Source organism: Acinetobacter sp. AOR34_HL (assembly GCF_027854795.1).
Lineage (GTDB): Bacteria > Pseudomonadota > Gammaproteobacteria > Pseudomonadales > Moraxellaceae > Acinetobacter > Acinetobacter junii.
In genome coordinates this window covers 25,836-41,891 of the sequence record NZ_JAKTID010000022.1, presented here as the reverse complement: position 1 = coordinate 41,891, position 16,056 = coordinate 25,836, and the positions used below count along the sequence as shown (strand labels likewise).

Here is a 16,056-nt window from a genome sequence, read left to right as displayed (position 1 = left end):
ATTTTCCACTTTTTGAAACTATTTCGTTATAAATGGGAACGAAATTTAAGATTTCAACTCAATAAAGCTTAATTTTTGGACGTACACGACGAGTTAGAAAATCTTTCATCGTCAGCATGCCTGCTTGTGTGTAGCCGTGAATGTTGGCTTGATGTAGTCGATAAAGGGAAACGTACATGGTTTTTGCAATAAACCCTTGTACGCTAACATCGCCGAGTAGTTCACCCACAGCCTGATTACGACTTAAGGAAACCAATGAACCTTTGTCATTAAAGCTGAACATCGGTTGTGGTGTGCTTGCAATACGCGCTGCCATAGCGTCAACTAAAAAAGTTGCTTGTTGACTAGCGACTTGAGCACGAGGTCCGAGTGGTGGTTGACGAGCATCTAGCTGACAGTTTGCACAATCACCAAAAGCGAATACATTTGGATCAGTCTGCGTTTGTAGTGTTGCATAAACCATCAAACGATTAATCTTGTCACGCTTAAAGTCATGAAGTGTTTCTAAGATTTTAGGTGCTTTAACCCCAGCAGCCCAAACGGTAATGTCTGAATGTAAAACTTCACCATTACTAAAATAAACGTTTGACTCATCTACTTTTTGAACTTTATGTTCAGTCAAAACATCAATACCCATTTTCTTGAGTTGCTTGGCGCTGTGTGCAGCCGTCTTCTCATTCAATGCGGGTAAGATGCGATCTGAGGCTTCGATTAAAGTGATCTTGACTTGTTTAGGGTCGATTTTTTTCAAGCCGTAACGATAAAAGTTTTTAGTTGTTTCAATCAATTCGGCAGCAAGTTCAACACCTGTAGCGCCAGCACCAACAATACCGATATTTAAAGCACGTTCAGTTGACTGATTTTGAGCTTCGATATAAAGGTGGAATAAATCTTGTTGGAATACATCTGCTTGTTGTCGGCTATCCAAGAAGTGACAATATTCACGTACACCTTCAGTTCCAAAGTCATTCGACACAGATCCCACGGCGAGAACTAAGGTGTCATAATTGAGATCTTGAATGACAGGGGTGTGTTCTTTAGAAAGTTGAGGAGGGGAAAGCGTGATTTGTTTTTGATCTTTATCAACTGCGACAAGGCTACCGAGTACAAACTCAAAGTGATGTTTTTCTGCATGTGCAAAATAATTGGTTTGTTCTTCGTGGGGGTTAAGCGAGCCAGCGGCAATTTCGTGTAGTAGAGGTTTCCAAATATGGGTGAGGTTTTGGTCAACTAGGGTAATTTTAGCTTTCTTTCGTCTGCCAAAACGTTCACCTAACTGTGTTGCAAGTTCTAAACCACCTGCGCCACCACCCACAATCACGATATGATGTAAGGTTTTGCTCATGATCAACCTAATTATTCTTGTGAAAGGATGGTCCGATTATGCCATCCTTTTCACTGGATTCTATGGTTAATCTTGAGAAAAATAGTCGAGTTTCTACCCTTGATTTAATGGGTAGAGTTTGGCACTCTGAGTGTCATTTGTTGAAAAAAATGAAAATAAATTAGAAAACCAGATCATAATTTTTTGAAAAATATTAGCTTCTTCAATTTGTACATCATTTTCAATCTGGAGACTTCGGATCAATTGATTATTCTGATAAACCGAAACTGTCGCTAAGTTCATGACTTGCATCAGCGGCGCTGTCAAATGCTGTTCATTCAATTCAATATTGATATGTGTATTGGTACTTTGGAGCGGTTCAACTGTAGTGACCAATTGATTTGCGTCAACTAGGTGGATGCGCTGAGTTAAAAGATTAAATGTATTCAGATCAATAGGCATCGGTCGGTCATAAAGAGAAGTTGTCACAATAGTAGGTTGTTGTGTTTCTACTCTGAACATTTTTAGCGTTGAACGAATTACAGGAAGTTCTGCAATTAATCGGTGCTTAGGGATTACAACTTCATCCCGTGTATAAGTAAATGCGAGATTCATTAATTTGTGTGCGACTTCAGCACGTTTTACAGCGCTAGGTGTCCCTAAAACTATGACGATTAAACGGCGTTTCTCGACATCAGGATTGAATGTTGGACGCTCTGCTGTTAGTGCCAAATTATAACCAGCAGCTTTGGTATAACCTGTTTTGAGACCATCTGCAGTCGGATCCATTTTGAGTGCGAGGTTGGTTGCATGATGGACTCTTTGGTTATAACTGAAGCTAGGCATTTTTGAATAATATAAATATTCAGGCGTATCTTGAACGATGGCTTTGGCTAATAAACCTAAATCTGCTGCTGTCGAATAGTGATCAGGCATTGTAATTCCAGCAGGATTACTAAAATGTGTATCTTTCATCCCAAGAGCTTGTGCTTCTTGATTCATACGAGCAACAAATTGAGGGACGCTACCTGAGATTTTCTCGGCTAGTGTAACAGCTGCATCATTTGCAGACATGACAATGAGTCCTGCCAGTAGTTGGTCAACTGAAATTTTTTCGCCCGTTTTTAAATACATTTGGGATTCATCCCACATGACCGTATTTACAACAGGTGTAGCCGTTAGGATATCTTCTTTACGTAATTTTCCTGCCTCAATTTCTTTTAATGCGATATAAGCAACCATCATCTTAGTGAGTGAAGCAGGGGCGCGTTGAACGTGGCTATTGTGCTCGGCAATAATTTGTCCAGACTGCGCATCGACAATAGACCATGCTTGTGCTTCGACCGTTTCAGGCGCTATTTTGAGTAAGTTTGCATGTGCAAGATTTACACACAATAGACTAAAGAACGTAAAGAGGGAGAGGATGAATTTCACGAGTACACCTTGAGCAGCCGATCCATGGGCATGGAATGCGAAAAAAGCATCCTATGACTTTTTTAGTGGAGAATCCAGCCACTTTTGCTGACAATTACGACATCTACGCATGACTTTGTAAAAAAATGCTAAGCTGTGTGAAACCGTTCTTATTTTTATGATCTTAAATTATGTTGCACTATCAAATTGAGTTCGACGATTATCGCCAACATCTGATTCACGTCACCCTTCGTTTTCTGGCTAACCCTAATCAAGAATTATGGTTACCGACTTGGATTCCTGGTAGTTATTTGATTCGTGAGTTTTCTAAGCATATCGAATCGGTAAAAGCTTCTGACGAAGCTGGGCGCTTATTAAAAATTAAAAAAACAGAGAAAAATCGCTGGCGTTTGTTTAATACCGATCATGAGCTTATTACTGTTGAATATGATGTCTACGCATATGATTTATCCGTACGTGGTGCTTATGTTGATCAAACACGACTATACGTAAACCCAGCGTGTGTTTGTCTAGGTCTCCAAGATCAGGAACATGCGCCATGTGAAGTAGAACTATTTCTACCAAGCGAATTAAAGCATTTCCAACTGGCAACAGGACTAGTTTCAAAGAGTCTTGTTAAGGGGCGTTTTACTTTAAAAGCAGAGAGTTACGATCAGCTAATCGATAGTCCATTTGAGTTAGCCGAGCAAAGCCGTTTTAGCTTTGATGCAAATGGTATCCCACATGAGTTTGTGATTTCAGGCAAACACGCGACTAATTTAAATCGTCTTCAGGCAGATATTGAAAAAATATGCCGTACTGAAATAGATATGTTTGGTTCAGCACCTTTTAAAAACTATACCTTTATGACGATGGCAACAGGCAATAGTTATGGTGGTTTAGAGCACTGTAATAGCACAAGCTTAATTACACCTCGTGATGATTTGCCTAAAGCAAATGAACCAGAAGAACCATCAAAAGACTATCAGCGCTTTTTGGGTTTGTGTAGCCATGAGTATTTCCATTCATGGTTAGTTAAATTTATTCGTCCAGAGAATTTCGCAAATTACGATCTACACAAAGAGTCATACACCAGTTTGTTGTGGATCTTTGAAGGATTTACTTCGTATTACGATGATTTAATTTTGTTGCGTAGTGGCGTCATTTCACAAAAGTCTTATCTTGATTTATTAAAAGCTCAAATTGACCGTTATCTACAGAATCCTGGACGTTTTATTCAATCTGTTTCTGAGTCAAGTTTTGATGCATGGATTAAATTCTATCGTCAGGATGAAAACTCAAATAATGCAGGAACGAGTTACTACAACAAAGGTAGTCTAGTCGCATTGTGTTTAGATTTGGGTTTACGTTTACGTGGTTCAAATCTTGATGCACTTATGCGTCGTTTGTATGAAAACACTCAAAATGGCATACAAGTTAATGATCGCACGATTTTTGAGTTATGTAATGAATTGACTGGCGATAATTGGATTGAACAGATTAATCATTTGATCAATACCACTGATGAATTACCACTAGATCAACTTTTACCTGAGTTTGGTTTGAGCTATACGCTTAAAAATGACAAAGCATTACCATTCGGCTTAAAAGCTACTGACAAAGCTGAAGGTGTTGTTATTCAAAATGTTCGTCGAGAAAGTTCTGCAGCAAAAGCAGGCTTATCTGCAAATGATGTGATCATTGCAATCGATGGCTTAAAAGCTTCCGAAAAACTACTATCTAAGTATGCTAAACAGCCAGGGACATATAATGCATACGCATTTCGTAGAGATGAGTTATTGCAATTTGAACTCATAGCAGGGGAAAACACCTTAGCGACTGTTGAACTCAATATTGAAGATCAAAACAAACTGGATGCATGGCTAAAACTTTAGTCTTATCCAAGCTTTCAAAGAAACACCGCTCAAGATGACAGTCTTGAGCGGTGTTTGTTTTTGTTTCTATTAAATTATTGAAATAAATAATAATTTGTAAATTCATTTCAAATTCTAAAATAACGAAGAGTATATGTTTTGTAGTATTTCTTAAAGAAATGTCGTTATCACAGGATATGACATTGACTGGCTTAGTGTGAATCCTGATAATCTCATGTTTTATTTAAGCTAACCGGTTCGCAGGGCTAAATGCCTAAGCTCACAACTACTATTTCGTAGCGAAATGTCGTTATCACAGGATATTGCGTTGACTGAGATGCGATCAAGACTGATACTCTCAGGCCTAAATCAAGCAAACCGGTTCGCAGAGGCTGGGCCAAAAGCTCGCTTCTAAAAACTCAATTTAACACAAGGGGCTATATATGGCTGGTGGAAAGTCAAAAATCATTTATACACTGACTGATGAGGCGCCGTTATTGGCGACCTACTCGCTACTGCCGATCATTGAGACCTTTACTAAGCCAGCTGGCATAGAAATTGTCAAGAGTGACATTTCTGTTGCAGCGCGTGTGCTTGCAGAATTTTCGGACTACTTAAGTGATGAGCAGAAGGTGGCTAACAACCTTGCAGAGCTTGGTCGCCTTACTCAAGATCCAGATACGAATATCATCAAACTGCCGAATATCAGTGCGTCTGTTGCTCAATTGACAGCATGTATCAAAGAGTTACAGTCCAAAGGATATGCAATTCCTGATTATCCAGAAAACCCTACTACGGATGAAGAGAAAGAAATCAAGACTCGTTACGGTAAATGTCTTGGTTCTGCTGTAAACCCTGTATTGCGTGAAGGTAACTCAGATCGTCGTGCGCCTGCTGCTGTTAAAAACTATGCGAAGAAGCATCCACATTCGATGACTGAATGGAAACAGTGGTCTCAAACCCACGTATCACACATGGAAGAAGGTGACTTCTATCATGGTGAAAAATCAATGACGCTTGATCGTGCACGTAACGTGAAGATGGAATTGATTACTAAGCGTGGTGAAACGATTGTTCTGAAACCGAAAGTAGCACTTCAAGATGGCGAAGTAATTGATTCAATGTTCATGAGCAAAAAAGCATTGTGTGACTTCTATGAGAAGCAACTCGATGATTGCCGTGAAGCAGGTATTTTATTCTCGTTACACGTAAAAGCCACAATGATGAAAGTTTCACACCCGATCGTTTTTGGTCACTGTGTGAAAATTTACTACAAAGAAGCATTTGAGAAACACGGTAAGTTATTTGATCAGTTAGGTATTAACGTCAATAACGGTATGGCTGGTCTTTATGAAAAGATCGCTACTTTACCAACCTCACTTCGTGAAGAAATCATTGAAGATTTACATGCTTGCCAAGAACATCGCCCTGCATTAGCAATGGTTGACTCAGCAAAAGGCATCGACAACTTCCATTCACCAAACGATGTAATTGTAGATGCTTCAATGCCTGCAATGATTCGTGGTGGCGGTAAAATGTGGGGTGCAGATGGTAAACCTTACGATTGTAAAGCGGTAATGCCAGAATCGACCTTCGCACGTATCTACCAAGAAATGATCAATTTCTGTAAGTGGAATGGTAATTTTGATCCGAAAACGATGGGTACTGTACCTAACGTTGGTTTGATGGCTCAAAAAGCAGAAGAATACGGTTCACACGATAAAACATTTGAAATTCCTGAAGCTGGTATTGCGAACATTACAGATTTAGACACAGGTGAAGTACTGATGTCTCAAAATGTAGAAGAAGGCGATATCTGGCGTATGTGTCAGGTGAAAGATGCACCGATTCGCGATTGGGTAAAACTTGCAGTAAGTCGTGCGCGTAACTCTGGTATGCCTGCAATTTTCTGGCTTGACCCATATCGTCCACACGAAAATGAGTTGATCAAGAAAGTTGAGAAGTACTTAAAAGAGCATGACACTGAAGGTTTAGACATTCAGATCATGTCACAAGTACGTGCAATGCGTTATACGCTTGAACGTGTAGCTCGTGGTTTAGATACTATTTCTGTAACTGGTAACATTTTACGTGACTATTTAACTGACTTGTTCCCAATCATGGAGTTGGGTACTTCAGCGAAAATGTTATCTATCGTTCCGTTAATGGCGGGCGGTGGCATGTATGAAACAGGTGCAGGTGGTTCAGCGCCGAAGCATGTTCAACAGTTAGTTGAAGAAAACCACTTACGTTGGGATTCGCTAGGTGAATTCCTTGCGCTTGCAGTATCTTTAGAAGAGCTAGGTCTTAAAGAAGATAATGCACGTGCTAAATTGCTAGCGAAAACACTTGATCAAGCTACGGGAAAACTGCTCGATAACGATAAGTCTCCATCACGTCGTACTGGTGAGCTAGATAACCGTGGTAGTCATTTCTATTTAGCAATGTATTGGGCTGAAGCACTTGCTGCTCAAGACGAAGATGCTGAGTTAAAAGCGAAGTTTGCTCCTCTTGCAAAAGCTTTAGTTGAAAATGAGCAAAAAATTCTTGCTGAATTGAGTGAAGTACAGGGTAAAGCAGCTGATATTGGTGGTTACTACGCTGTGGATCCAGTAAAAGTAAATGCAGTAATGCGTCCAAGTTCAACTTTTAATGCTACGCTTGAAACGATTTAAGTTTTAATGCAGAACTAACAAACCTGTTGGTAATGTAAAAATACCGATGCGAAAGCATCGGTTTTTTATTTGATAAATAAGATATTTTTAAATTTGACTGTTTATTAATAATCTATTTAAATTTAAATAAAACATAAATTTATAATTCATTTCTTTAAAATCTATGAATAAGAGAAGTTTAACTATTGGAATTCTTGTTACAGTAATTTGGATTGCAATTATTGTATTTATTTATCTTTTTACAGGCTTAGAACATCCGAAGTCTTTGAATGAGTTTGGAGATTTCTTAGCTGGTGTTTTTGCACCCGTTGCTTTCTTTTGGTTGATTTTAGGGTATATGCAGCAGGGCAAACAATTAGAACAAAATACCAAAGCTTTAGAGCAACAAGAAAGAGCGCTTCAACTTCAGATTGATGAGATGAGAGAAGGGATAAAACAGCAAGTTGAATTAGTGCAACTTCAAAGACAACAACTCGATGAACAGCATAAGATGCTCGAACCAAGATTTATTATTTCTCAATCTAAAGTAAATTCTCCCGTTTATGGCAGTAGCACAGATCCTAAGATAGATATTAACCATAATATAGTATTTCTTGTGATCAATTACACTCTAGAAAATTTGGGAGGAGATGCTTTTAATTTGAGAATAACACACCCGAAGAGTAAGGAGATTTTAAAAAAACTTAGTACCGTAAAAGCATCTACATCAGAGGAAATTAGATTTGAATTGGCACAATTTCAAATAGATCAATTAAATCAAAAAAAAGAATTGGAAGATTCATTAGATTTTTTTTATGAAAGTATAAATGGGCGTTCAGTAAAATATGAATTACTTATTCATGTATATCAAACCAACCATCCATTTTATGGTGTAAATCTCTTTTTGAAGAAAGCTGATTTATAGAAAATACAAACTATACAAATTTAAAAAGCCCACTTCCGTGGGCTTTAAAACATCTAAATTCTAACGACTATTTCTGCTACGTCCGCGTGGAGCTTTGGTATTTGGTCGTGTTGTGCCATTAGTCTTGCGACGTGGTTTCTCACTTTCATCCATTTGCCAAATACGCTTAGTACCAGACTTCTTCTTATTTGGGTCTTTTTTATCGCCTTCTTTCTTTTTCTGATGCATTGGTTTACCACCAGTGCCGCCTGGTTTTTTCACGTATGAGCGAGAACGATAAGGCTTATCTTCAGGAAGATCTTTAAAATCAGGATAAAGTAAAGGTTCGATCTCTTTTTGTTCACCAGGTTGTAAACCTAAACGTACAAGGTCGATGGCACCAATCTTGGTACGAATTAAACGTAATGTCGGAAAACCAACAGCAGCTGTCATACGACGAACTTGACGGTTACGACCTTCACAAATCTGAAGTTCAATCCAACTCGTTGGGATGTTGGCACGGAAGCGAACAGGTGGATCACGATCCCACAACCACTCAGGTTGATCAACCTTAATTGCTTTTGCAGGAAGTGTCATACCATCAGCAAGCTCAACACCTTTACGTAGCTGTTCTAGTGCTTCTTCTGTGACATCACCATCAACTTGAGCGAGATAAGTTTTAAATTTTTTATTGGTTGGATTAGTGATGTACTGGTTTAAACCGCCGTGATCAGTCAGGAACATGAGGCCTTCAGAATCGAGGTCAAGGCGACCCGCAAGACGTAAATCAGGATCGTGGATAAAATGTGACAGCGTTAAGTGCGCCTCATCCTCACGAAACTGTGACAACACGTCAAAAGGTTTATTAAATACAACTATTTTCATATGAATATACTACTTTGGCTTTAAGTGGCACCATGACATAAAGCTTTTTATTTAAGAGAGAAATGTTTGTATTTCTCCTATAAATCTCAAAAACCTTGCTTATGGATTAAACTGTTTCATGTAATAACAACGAAAGTATGCCATAGAAGGCATACATTTACTCGCAAGATACACATGAGGGAGAACCTGTAAAATGGGTTATCAGAAGATCGTGGTTCCTGCTGACGGTGACAAAATCACAGTAAACGCAGACCTGTCACTGAATGTTCCAAATCATCCAATCATTCCTTTTATAGAAGGTGATGGTATTGGTGTGGATATTACACCAGCTATGAAGGCAGTAGTAGATGCTGCTGTTCTAAAAGCGTATGGCGGTAAACGTTCAATTGAGTGGATGGAAGTATATTGCGGCGAAAAAGCAGATAAAATATATGGCACTTATATGCCAGAAGAGACTTTCGAAGCATTACGTGAATTTATTGTTTCAATCAAAGGTCCTTTAACCACTCCTGTTGGTGGTGGTATTCGCTCATTAAATGTTGCGCTCAGACAAGAACTTGATTTGTATGTCTGTGTTCGACCAGTGCGTTGGTTTGAAGGTGTACCATCACCTGTACAACATCCTGAGTTAACAGACATGGTTATTTTTCGTGAGAACTCTGAAGATATTTATGCAGGGATTGAATGGAAAGCAGATTCGGATGAAGCTAAAAAAGTTATCAAATTTCTAAAAGAAGAAATGGGCGTAACAAAAATCCGTTTTGATCAAGGTTGTGGTATTGGGATTAAACCTGTTTCAAAAGAGGGTACTCAACGTCTTGTCCGTAAAGCCATTCAGTTTGCAATTGATAATGATAAACCTTCAGTGACGCTTGTCCATAAAGGCAATATCATGAAGTACACCGAAGGTGCCTTCAAAGAGTGGGGCTATGAGCTAGCGATGGAGCGTTTTGGCGGAGAACTATTAGATGGTGGTCCTTGGGTTAAAATTAAAAATCCAAAAACAGGCAAAGACATCATTATTAAAGATGTGATTGCAGATGCATTTTTACAGCAAATTCTTATGCGTCCAGCGGATTATTCAGTTATTGCCACGCTTAATTTAAATGGTGACTATATTTCTGATGCGCTTGCAGCAGAAGTTGGTGGTATTGGTATTGCGCCAGGTGCAAATATTGGTGGTGCGATTGCGGTGTATGAAGCGACACATGGTACAGCACCAAAATATGCGGGACAAGATAAGGTAAATCCAGGTTCGATTATCCTTTCTGCTGAGATGATGCTGCGTGATATGGGATGGATTGAAGCTGCTGATCTGATTATTAAAGGTGTATCAGGTGCGATTGAAGCAAAAACAGTGACCTATGATTTCGAGCGTTTAATGCCTGGTGCAACCTTGGTACGTTGCTCTGAATTTGGTCAAGCAATTATTGAACATATGGGTGATTAATCTATTCATGATTTTAAAAGAGCGGTTAAACCGCTCTTTTTTTGTTCTATATATTTCATATTAATTCTGTGTTGACCTTTTTAGTTGTATCGTAAATTTTAAAAAAACTGTATCTAGTATTTTTAGATCATTTGTTCAAAATATGCTGAAAATTATGAAGAGTTTGCTGTTATGAAAATGTATCAAGTTGATGCTTTCACCAAAGAATTATTCAAGGGCAATCCTGCAGCGGTTATAGTTTTGGATAATTGGTTAGATGAGCATTTAATGCAAAATATCGCATTAGAAAATAATCTATCAGAAACAGCTTTTGTCCGAAAAATAGATGATGCTAATTACGAAATACGCTGGTTTTCACCGACAGATGAGGTTGCCTTTTGTGGACATGCAACTTTAGCTAGTGCTTATGTTTTATTTAAAGATTTTACAGAAGCGAAGACCATACAGTTTCATGTCCGTCAACTTGGAATTTTTGTAGTTACTCAAGATGCTGATGGGAAAATCAAAATGAATTTTCCGATTCGTAAAGCTGAACAGGTTTCTGATTATCCACAAGCTTTACGTGATGGCTTAACCAAGCCATTTAAGGCAGTTTATTTAAATGCTCAAGCCTATATTGTTGAATATGAGTCTGTCCAAGATGTATTGGATGAGCAACCGAACCTAGAGAAATTAAAACAATTAGGACAGGTACGTACAGCAATTACTGCATCTCAACCTGATATTGCAATAACTGCAAAGGGTGAGGATGGAAAGTTCGATTGCGTGTCACGTTATTTTGCTCCTGCGATTGGGATAGATGAAGATCCTGTAACAGGTTCGATTCATACGGCAATTGTTCCACTTTGGGCAGAAAAACTGAACAAACAACGATTAGTTGCATATCAAGCATCAGCACGTGGTGGCATTTTGGAATGCTTCATTGAGTCAGCAGAGCGTATTGAAATTTCGGGATATGCAAAGTTATATATGCAGGCTGAACTATCTATTTAGCTTGTAACAAAAAACGAATAAAAACAATGAAAAAAGCTGTTTAAGTGAACAGCTTTTTTCAAAATATAACTATTAAAAAACTATGCTGTTTACTAGTATGGACACTTGTATTTATTTAAATCATCAAAAATATTCGGATAATCTATGTTAATGCGGTTTAAGCAACTTACACTCTCTCTTTGTTTACTTGGGGTGAGCGCAGCTTCATGGTCTCAGGCTGTACTCGTAAAAACTGAAAAAAATATCGAAGAATATAAATTAGACAACGGCTTTAGAGTTATTCTCGCCCCAAATGAAAAAGAAAATAAAGTCTTTGTAAATACAGTTTATATGACAGGTTCTTTGAATGATCCAAAGGGCAAAGGTGGTTTGGCTCACCTGCTTGAACATTTGGCTTTTAAAGGAACACAAAATGTAAAAGGTGAGGAATTTCAACGTCGCCTTGATCAATATACCTTAATGACAAATGCAAGCACGGATTATTATTCAACTAAGTATTTGAATATTGTTCGTCCAGAGAAAAATGCGCTCAATGAGATTCTGTATTTAGAATCTGAACGCATGGATAAATTGGTGCTTCAGGAGAAATTTGTTCCATCAGAAATTGAAATTGTGAAACGTGAACGTGAAATCCGTATGGATCAGCCATTTGCGGTATTGATGGATCAAATGTGGAAAGCTGCCTACGGAAATCAATATTTAGGGCGTTTGCCGATTGGTGATCTACCTGAATTGAAATCGATCAAAATGAATGAGCTGAACCAGTTTTATAAAACTTGGTATGCACCTAATAATGCGGTCATGGTGATCTCTGGTAAATTCGATAAAACAGAAGTTTTACAGAAAATTGATCAGTATTTTAGCCCTATTCCAGCACGTAAAATTCCAAACCCAGTACAAGTCCCTGTTTTAGATTCAAGTAAAATTGAACAACGCCAGTTTACGGTACAAAAGGGAAGTGATCTTGCCAAGTTTAATATTTATATGAATGGCAAGAATGAAAAATTACAGCCAGCTTTAGCGCTCGCTCCAGCATTATTTACGATGCAACCGAGTGGAACTTTATATAAAAGTATGGTTGAAACAGGAATTAGTACAGCAGTCCAATCAACCACTTGGTTAGATCAAGACTTTAATGTCGTATTTATGGGGGCGATTTACGCACCTAATCATGATGCGAAAAAAGTGGGTGATGCTCTAGTTGATGGGGTTGAAAATAGTAAAACTTTTACTGATGCAGAATTACAACGTATAAAAAATATTACTCAAAATACAGCCGATACGATTGCAAATGATGCAGTCGCTTTAGGCTCACGTTTGAGTGATTATGCTGTGTCTTCACACGGTCAGTGGGATGAATACTTTAGAGACTTAGAGGCGATTCAGAACCTAAAACTTGAAGATGCTAATCAAACTTTAAAACAATTTTTAGTCGCTTCACATCGAATTTCTGGGGACATTTTGCCTACTCCAGAAGATCAGAAAAAAGCGATGACTTTAAAAGCTGAAGATAAACCAAAAACCTTAGATCAAAATACTGAGCAAGCTGAACCGCTGAAAGATCCAAGTGTTTATCAGCAAGAGGTCAAACAGTTCATCGAACAATCTGCCCAGCAGTTACAAAAGAATGAAAAGAAGATTCAACGAGGCGAATTAAAGAATGGCATTCGTTATGCTTTATTCCCAACCCCAACTCGTGATGATAAAACCTATGCCACGATTAGTTTAGATTTTGGTAATGAGAAATCTTTATTCGGTAAAGGTGTTATTTTAGATTTAACCAGTTATTTGATGCTACGTGGTTCAGAAAAACATACTTTACAAGAAATTACCGATAAGGCGATTGCTGCAAGTGGGGGAGCATCGGTGAGTTCGAATGGTAATGGAATGACCATTGTGGTTCAGGCTAAAAAAGACAAATTTGAAGACTTTTTAAGTTTTATCATTGATGTCATTAAACAACCTAAGTTTTCTCAGTCTGAATTCGATTTGGCTAAAAATCAGAGTTTATCTGCTTTAGATCGTCCTTATACAGAACCAGCGATCGTATCATCAATGACTTTAGCAAGGCTACTTGAAACCTATCAACCAGGTGACTTGCGTTATCATTTTGAACCTGAGTTGACTAAACAACAGCTTAAAGATGCCACTCAGTCACAGGTTAAGCAATTTTATGATCAATTCTTCATGACCAATCATGCGCAAATTGCAGTGACTGGTGATTTTGATGCTATAAAAATACAGAAAACTCTAGAAAATGCATTTGGAAAATGGAAGACGAAACAGCCATATCAAAAGATAGTCACTCCATTTGTAGCATTTAAAGCTCAAAAAGTTCATGCCTTATCTGAGCAACGTGAGTTTGGAAGTTATCAAAGTGTGCTCACAATTCCAGTAGGTGCTTATCATCCAGATGCTGCTGCATTGATGATTTTAAGTCACATTATGGGGAACTCTCAGCTTTCGTCTCGTTTAGCACAAGAGCTAAGAGAGAAAAATGCATTGGTTTATGGATTTGGTAGTAGTGTAGATTTAGATTCAGATACAGAAAGTGGTTCACTGAGTATTTCAGCAAATTATACAGCTGGCCGCTCAGATCAAGTCTCACAGTCTGTGCATAAAGTATTGAATGACTTACTTGATAAAGGTGTAACTCAGCAAGAAGTTGAAGCTGCAAAAGCTGACATTATGAAGAAACGTGTGACTTCATTAGAAGATGAACGTTCGATTCATGGCATGTTGACGGATCAACTTGAGCGCAATAAAACACTGCTGGATCGAGCAAAACGTGATCAGGAAATTGCTAAACTAACGAAATCTGACATTGATACTGTGATTAAGAAATATATTAAGCTTGATCAGTTTGTTGAGGTTATGGCAGATCAGTATGGAAAAGCGCAACAATAATTGGCATCAATAGTTTCGGACTAAGCTAATTTTTAGTCATCAATAAAATAATACTTAAGTGCTTTATTTTTTTTGCATGAAATGAGATTTTATGATTCATAAACCTCATTTCAAACTAAAGTGCGGGGAATAATATGCTTTTAGCTTTAATCGCTGTTCTTGCTGGAATTGTTTTATTGGTGTGGAGTGCTGACAAGTTTATTGATGGTGCTTCTGCAACTGCTCATCATCTAGGAATGCCTTCATTATTGGTTGGCATGATCGTTGTCGGATTTGGTACGTCTGCTCCTGAACTTGTTGTCTCGGTCATGGCTGCACTAGATGGTAATCCTGGTATTGCGTTAGGTAATGCTTATGGTTCAAACATTGTTAATATTGCATTAATACTAGGGCTGACGGCTATCATTCACCCCATCGTGGTGCATTCAACAATAGTTCGTAAGGAGCTACCTCTTTTATTAGCCGTGACAGTGGTAGCGATTATGCAAATCATGGATGGCGAACTGAGTCGGAATGATGCATTGTTACTGTTCTTGCTTTTATTTGTTTATATGGGATGGACAATTTGGCAAGGTATGCGCAGTAAAAGTGATGTTTTAAGCCATGAATTTGATTTTGAATTACAAACACATCAAATGCCTCTTAAAAAGGCTATTCCACTACTAATATTTGGGTTAATTGTATTAGTTATAAGCTCACGTCTATTGGTGTGGGGAGCTGTTGAGATTGCTCAATCCTTTGGTGTAAGTGAATTAATTATTGGTTTAACTGTTGTAGCTATTGGAACTTCATTACCAGAGTTAGCCTCATCCATCGCTGCTGCTAGAAAGGGTGAACTTGATATCGCGATAGGAAATGTAATTGGTTCAAATATGTTCAATACTTTGGCAGTGGTTGGACTTGCTGGAATGATTCATCCTACTACAGTACCCCATGAGGTTTTACAGCGTGATATGGTGGTAATGGGTATACTCACCTTGAGTCTACTTTTTTTCACTATCAGCTTGAAAGGGCATGGACGTATCGGGCGTTTAAAAGGTGGAACTTGGTTATTCAGTTTTATCGCTTATACAGCTTATCTAATTAATACAGCTTTTTAATTTATTGAATCAGAACAAGGCATTAAACTAATGAATGCCTTGTTCTGATGAAGATAAATATTTAATCTCTAAAGACTAATTTACTCGTCAATGATCATGTTTATGAGCATGAAAATCTTCATTTTTACGGAAGCGTAAATAGTTTTCAAACTGCTCGCAATATTCGTCAAAATTATCTTCGAGCATCATTTGAAATTGTTGAAGCAAATAAGTCATCACTTGCTCTTTAGCGTCGCGCATTTCATTGCCATCTTTAAAGTTATTTGCAGCAACCCATGTATTAAAACGAGCAGTCGCAAATAGCATAGCAGCGCTCACTTGTCCGCGTAATTCCTCTGGTTTTGCTGGTTGACCTTTCGGTGGGCGGCAATACTCATTGGCGAGTTTGATGAATTCATCTGCACGCTCAAAAAACACCGCATTTAACGCTTCTTCTTCCGTCACATCGGTGGCGTTGATTTTTTGAGACATGATCATTTTCCAACAAAAATAAGACGTCTTATTATAGTCAAAGCCTTGTCGAAACTAAACCTTTGCCTTAATCTAAAATAG

Annotated in this window: 11 protein-coding genes; 7 read left to right on the top strand and 4 right to left on the bottom strand. The window is 38.2% G+C overall.

Features of this window, described 5'->3' with window-relative positions:
• Positions 1 to 58: 58 nt before the first annotated feature.
• Entirely contained in the window at positions 59 to 1,345 is a 1,287-nt protein-coding gene (locus tag MKL32_RS02650; protein ID WP_004912601.1) for an NAD(P)/FAD-dependent oxidoreductase, read from the bottom strand.
• 93 nt (positions 1,346 to 1,438) lie between these two features.
• On the bottom strand, positions 1,439 to 2,758 hold the full coding sequence (locus tag MKL32_RS02645) for a D-alanyl-D-alanine carboxypeptidase PBP6B (RefSeq protein ID WP_005402254.1): 1,320 nt from the start codon (positions 2,756 to 2,758) through the stop codon (positions 1,439 to 1,441).
• A gap of 170 nt (positions 2,759 to 2,928) precedes the next feature.
• On the opposite strand from MKL32_RS02645, the gene MKL32_RS02640 reads away from it, so the two are divergent.
• The 3 genes from MKL32_RS02640 (at position 2,929) to MKL32_RS02630 (ending at position 8,190) form a co-directional block, all read left to right on the top strand.
• Entirely contained in the window at positions 2,929 to 4,632 is a 1,704-nt protein-coding gene (locus MKL32_RS02640) for a M61 family metallopeptidase (RefSeq protein WP_270900134.1), read from the top strand.
• Between the two features lie 422 nt (positions 4,633 to 5,054).
• Positions 5,055 to 7,286 carry an NADP-dependent isocitrate dehydrogenase gene (locus MKL32_RS02635; protein WP_004963301.1) on the top strand — a complete coding sequence of 744 codons (2,232 nt, stop codon included), beginning with the start codon at positions 5,055 to 5,057 and terminating at the stop codon, positions 7,284 to 7,286.
• A 163-nt stretch (positions 7,287 to 7,449) separates the two neighbouring features.
• Positions 7,450 to 8,190 carry a hypothetical protein gene (locus tag MKL32_RS02630; RefSeq protein ID WP_004963298.1) on the top strand — a complete coding sequence of 247 codons (741 nt, stop codon included), beginning with the start codon at positions 7,450 to 7,452 and terminating at the stop codon, positions 8,188 to 8,190.
• A 60-nt stretch (positions 8,191 to 8,250) separates the two neighbouring features.
• Here the strand turns inward: MKL32_RS02630 and MKL32_RS02625 are convergent, their stop codons facing one another.
• Positions 8,251 to 9,054 (bottom strand): rRNA large subunit pseudouridine synthase E, encoded by an 804-nt coding sequence (locus MKL32_RS02625; RefSeq protein ID WP_004912587.1) that lies wholly within the window; start codon positions 9,052 to 9,054, stop codon positions 8,251 to 8,253.
• A 193-nt stretch (positions 9,055 to 9,247) separates the two neighbouring features.
• Here MKL32_RS02625 and icd point away from each other — a divergent pair, with 193 nt between their 5' ends.
• The 4 genes from icd to MKL32_RS02605 all read left to right on the top strand — a co-directional run bounded on the left by icd (position 9,248) and on the right by MKL32_RS02605 (position 15,504).
• Positions 9,248 to 10,504: an NADP-dependent isocitrate dehydrogenase gene (gene icd / locus MKL32_RS02620; RefSeq protein WP_005402259.1), complete on the top strand. Its 1,257-nt coding sequence runs from the start codon at positions 9,248 to 9,250 to the stop codon at positions 10,502 to 10,504.
• Between the two features lie 171 nt (positions 10,505 to 10,675).
• Complete coding sequence (locus MKL32_RS02615; RefSeq protein ID WP_112986971.1) at positions 10,676 to 11,497, top strand: PhzF family phenazine biosynthesis protein; 822 nt, start codon at positions 10,676 to 10,678, stop codon at positions 11,495 to 11,497.
• Between the two features lie 144 nt (positions 11,498 to 11,641).
• Positions 11,642 to 14,404: a M16 family metallopeptidase gene (locus tag MKL32_RS02610; RefSeq protein WP_125272606.1), complete on the top strand. Its 2,763-nt coding sequence runs from the start codon at positions 11,642 to 11,644 to the stop codon at positions 14,402 to 14,404.
• A 134-nt stretch (positions 14,405 to 14,538) separates the two neighbouring features.
• Complete coding sequence (locus tag MKL32_RS02605; RefSeq protein WP_112986973.1) at positions 14,539 to 15,504, top strand: calcium/sodium antiporter; 966 nt, start codon at positions 14,539 to 14,541, stop codon at positions 15,502 to 15,504.
• An 87-nt stretch (positions 15,505 to 15,591) separates the two neighbouring features.
• Here the strand turns inward: MKL32_RS02605 and MKL32_RS02600 are convergent, their stop codons facing one another.
• Positions 15,592 to 15,975 carry a DUF3144 domain-containing protein gene (locus tag MKL32_RS02600; protein ID WP_004912579.1) on the bottom strand — a complete coding sequence of 128 codons (384 nt, stop codon included), beginning with the start codon at positions 15,973 to 15,975 and terminating at the stop codon, positions 15,592 to 15,594.
• Positions 15,976 to 16,056: the final 81 nt, after the last annotated feature.

What these genes read in the sequence shown, in the direction of transcription:
- MKL32_RS02605 (WP_112986973.1), top strand. Translation starts at nt 14,539, where the DNA reads ATGCTTTTAGCTTTAATCGCTGTTCTTGCTGGAATTGTTTTATTGGTG.
- MKL32_RS02635 (WP_004963301.1), top strand. Translation starts at nt 5,055, where the DNA reads ATGGCTGGTGGAAAGTCAAAAATCATTTATACACTGACTGATGAGGCG.
- icd (WP_005402259.1), top strand. Translation starts at nt 9,248, where the DNA reads ATGGGTTATCAGAAGATCGTGGTTCCTGCTGACGGTGACAAAATCACA.
- MKL32_RS02630 (WP_004963298.1), top strand. Translation starts at nt 7,450, where the DNA reads ATGAATAAGAGAAGTTTAACTATTGGAATTCTTGTTACAGTAATTTGG.
- MKL32_RS02650 (WP_004912601.1), bottom strand. Translation starts at nt 1,345, where the DNA reads ATGAGCAAAACCTTACATCATATCGTGATTGTGGGTGGTGGCGCAGGT.
- MKL32_RS02640 (WP_270900134.1), top strand. Translation starts at nt 2,929, where the DNA reads ATGTTGCACTATCAAATTGAGTTCGACGATTATCGCCAACATCTGATT.
- MKL32_RS02625 (WP_004912587.1), bottom strand. Translation starts at nt 9,054, where the DNA reads ATGAAAATAGTTGTATTTAATAAACCTTTTGACGTGTTGTCACAGTTT.
- MKL32_RS02610 (WP_125272606.1), top strand. Translation starts at nt 11,642, where the DNA reads ATGTTAATGCGGTTTAAGCAACTTACACTCTCTCTTTGTTTACTTGGG.
- MKL32_RS02600 (WP_004912579.1), bottom strand. Translation starts at nt 15,975, where the DNA reads ATGTCTCAAAAAATCAACGCCACCGATGTGACGGAAGAAGAAGCGTTA.
- MKL32_RS02615 (WP_112986971.1), top strand. Translation starts at nt 10,676, where the DNA reads ATGAAAATGTATCAAGTTGATGCTTTCACCAAAGAATTATTCAAGGGC.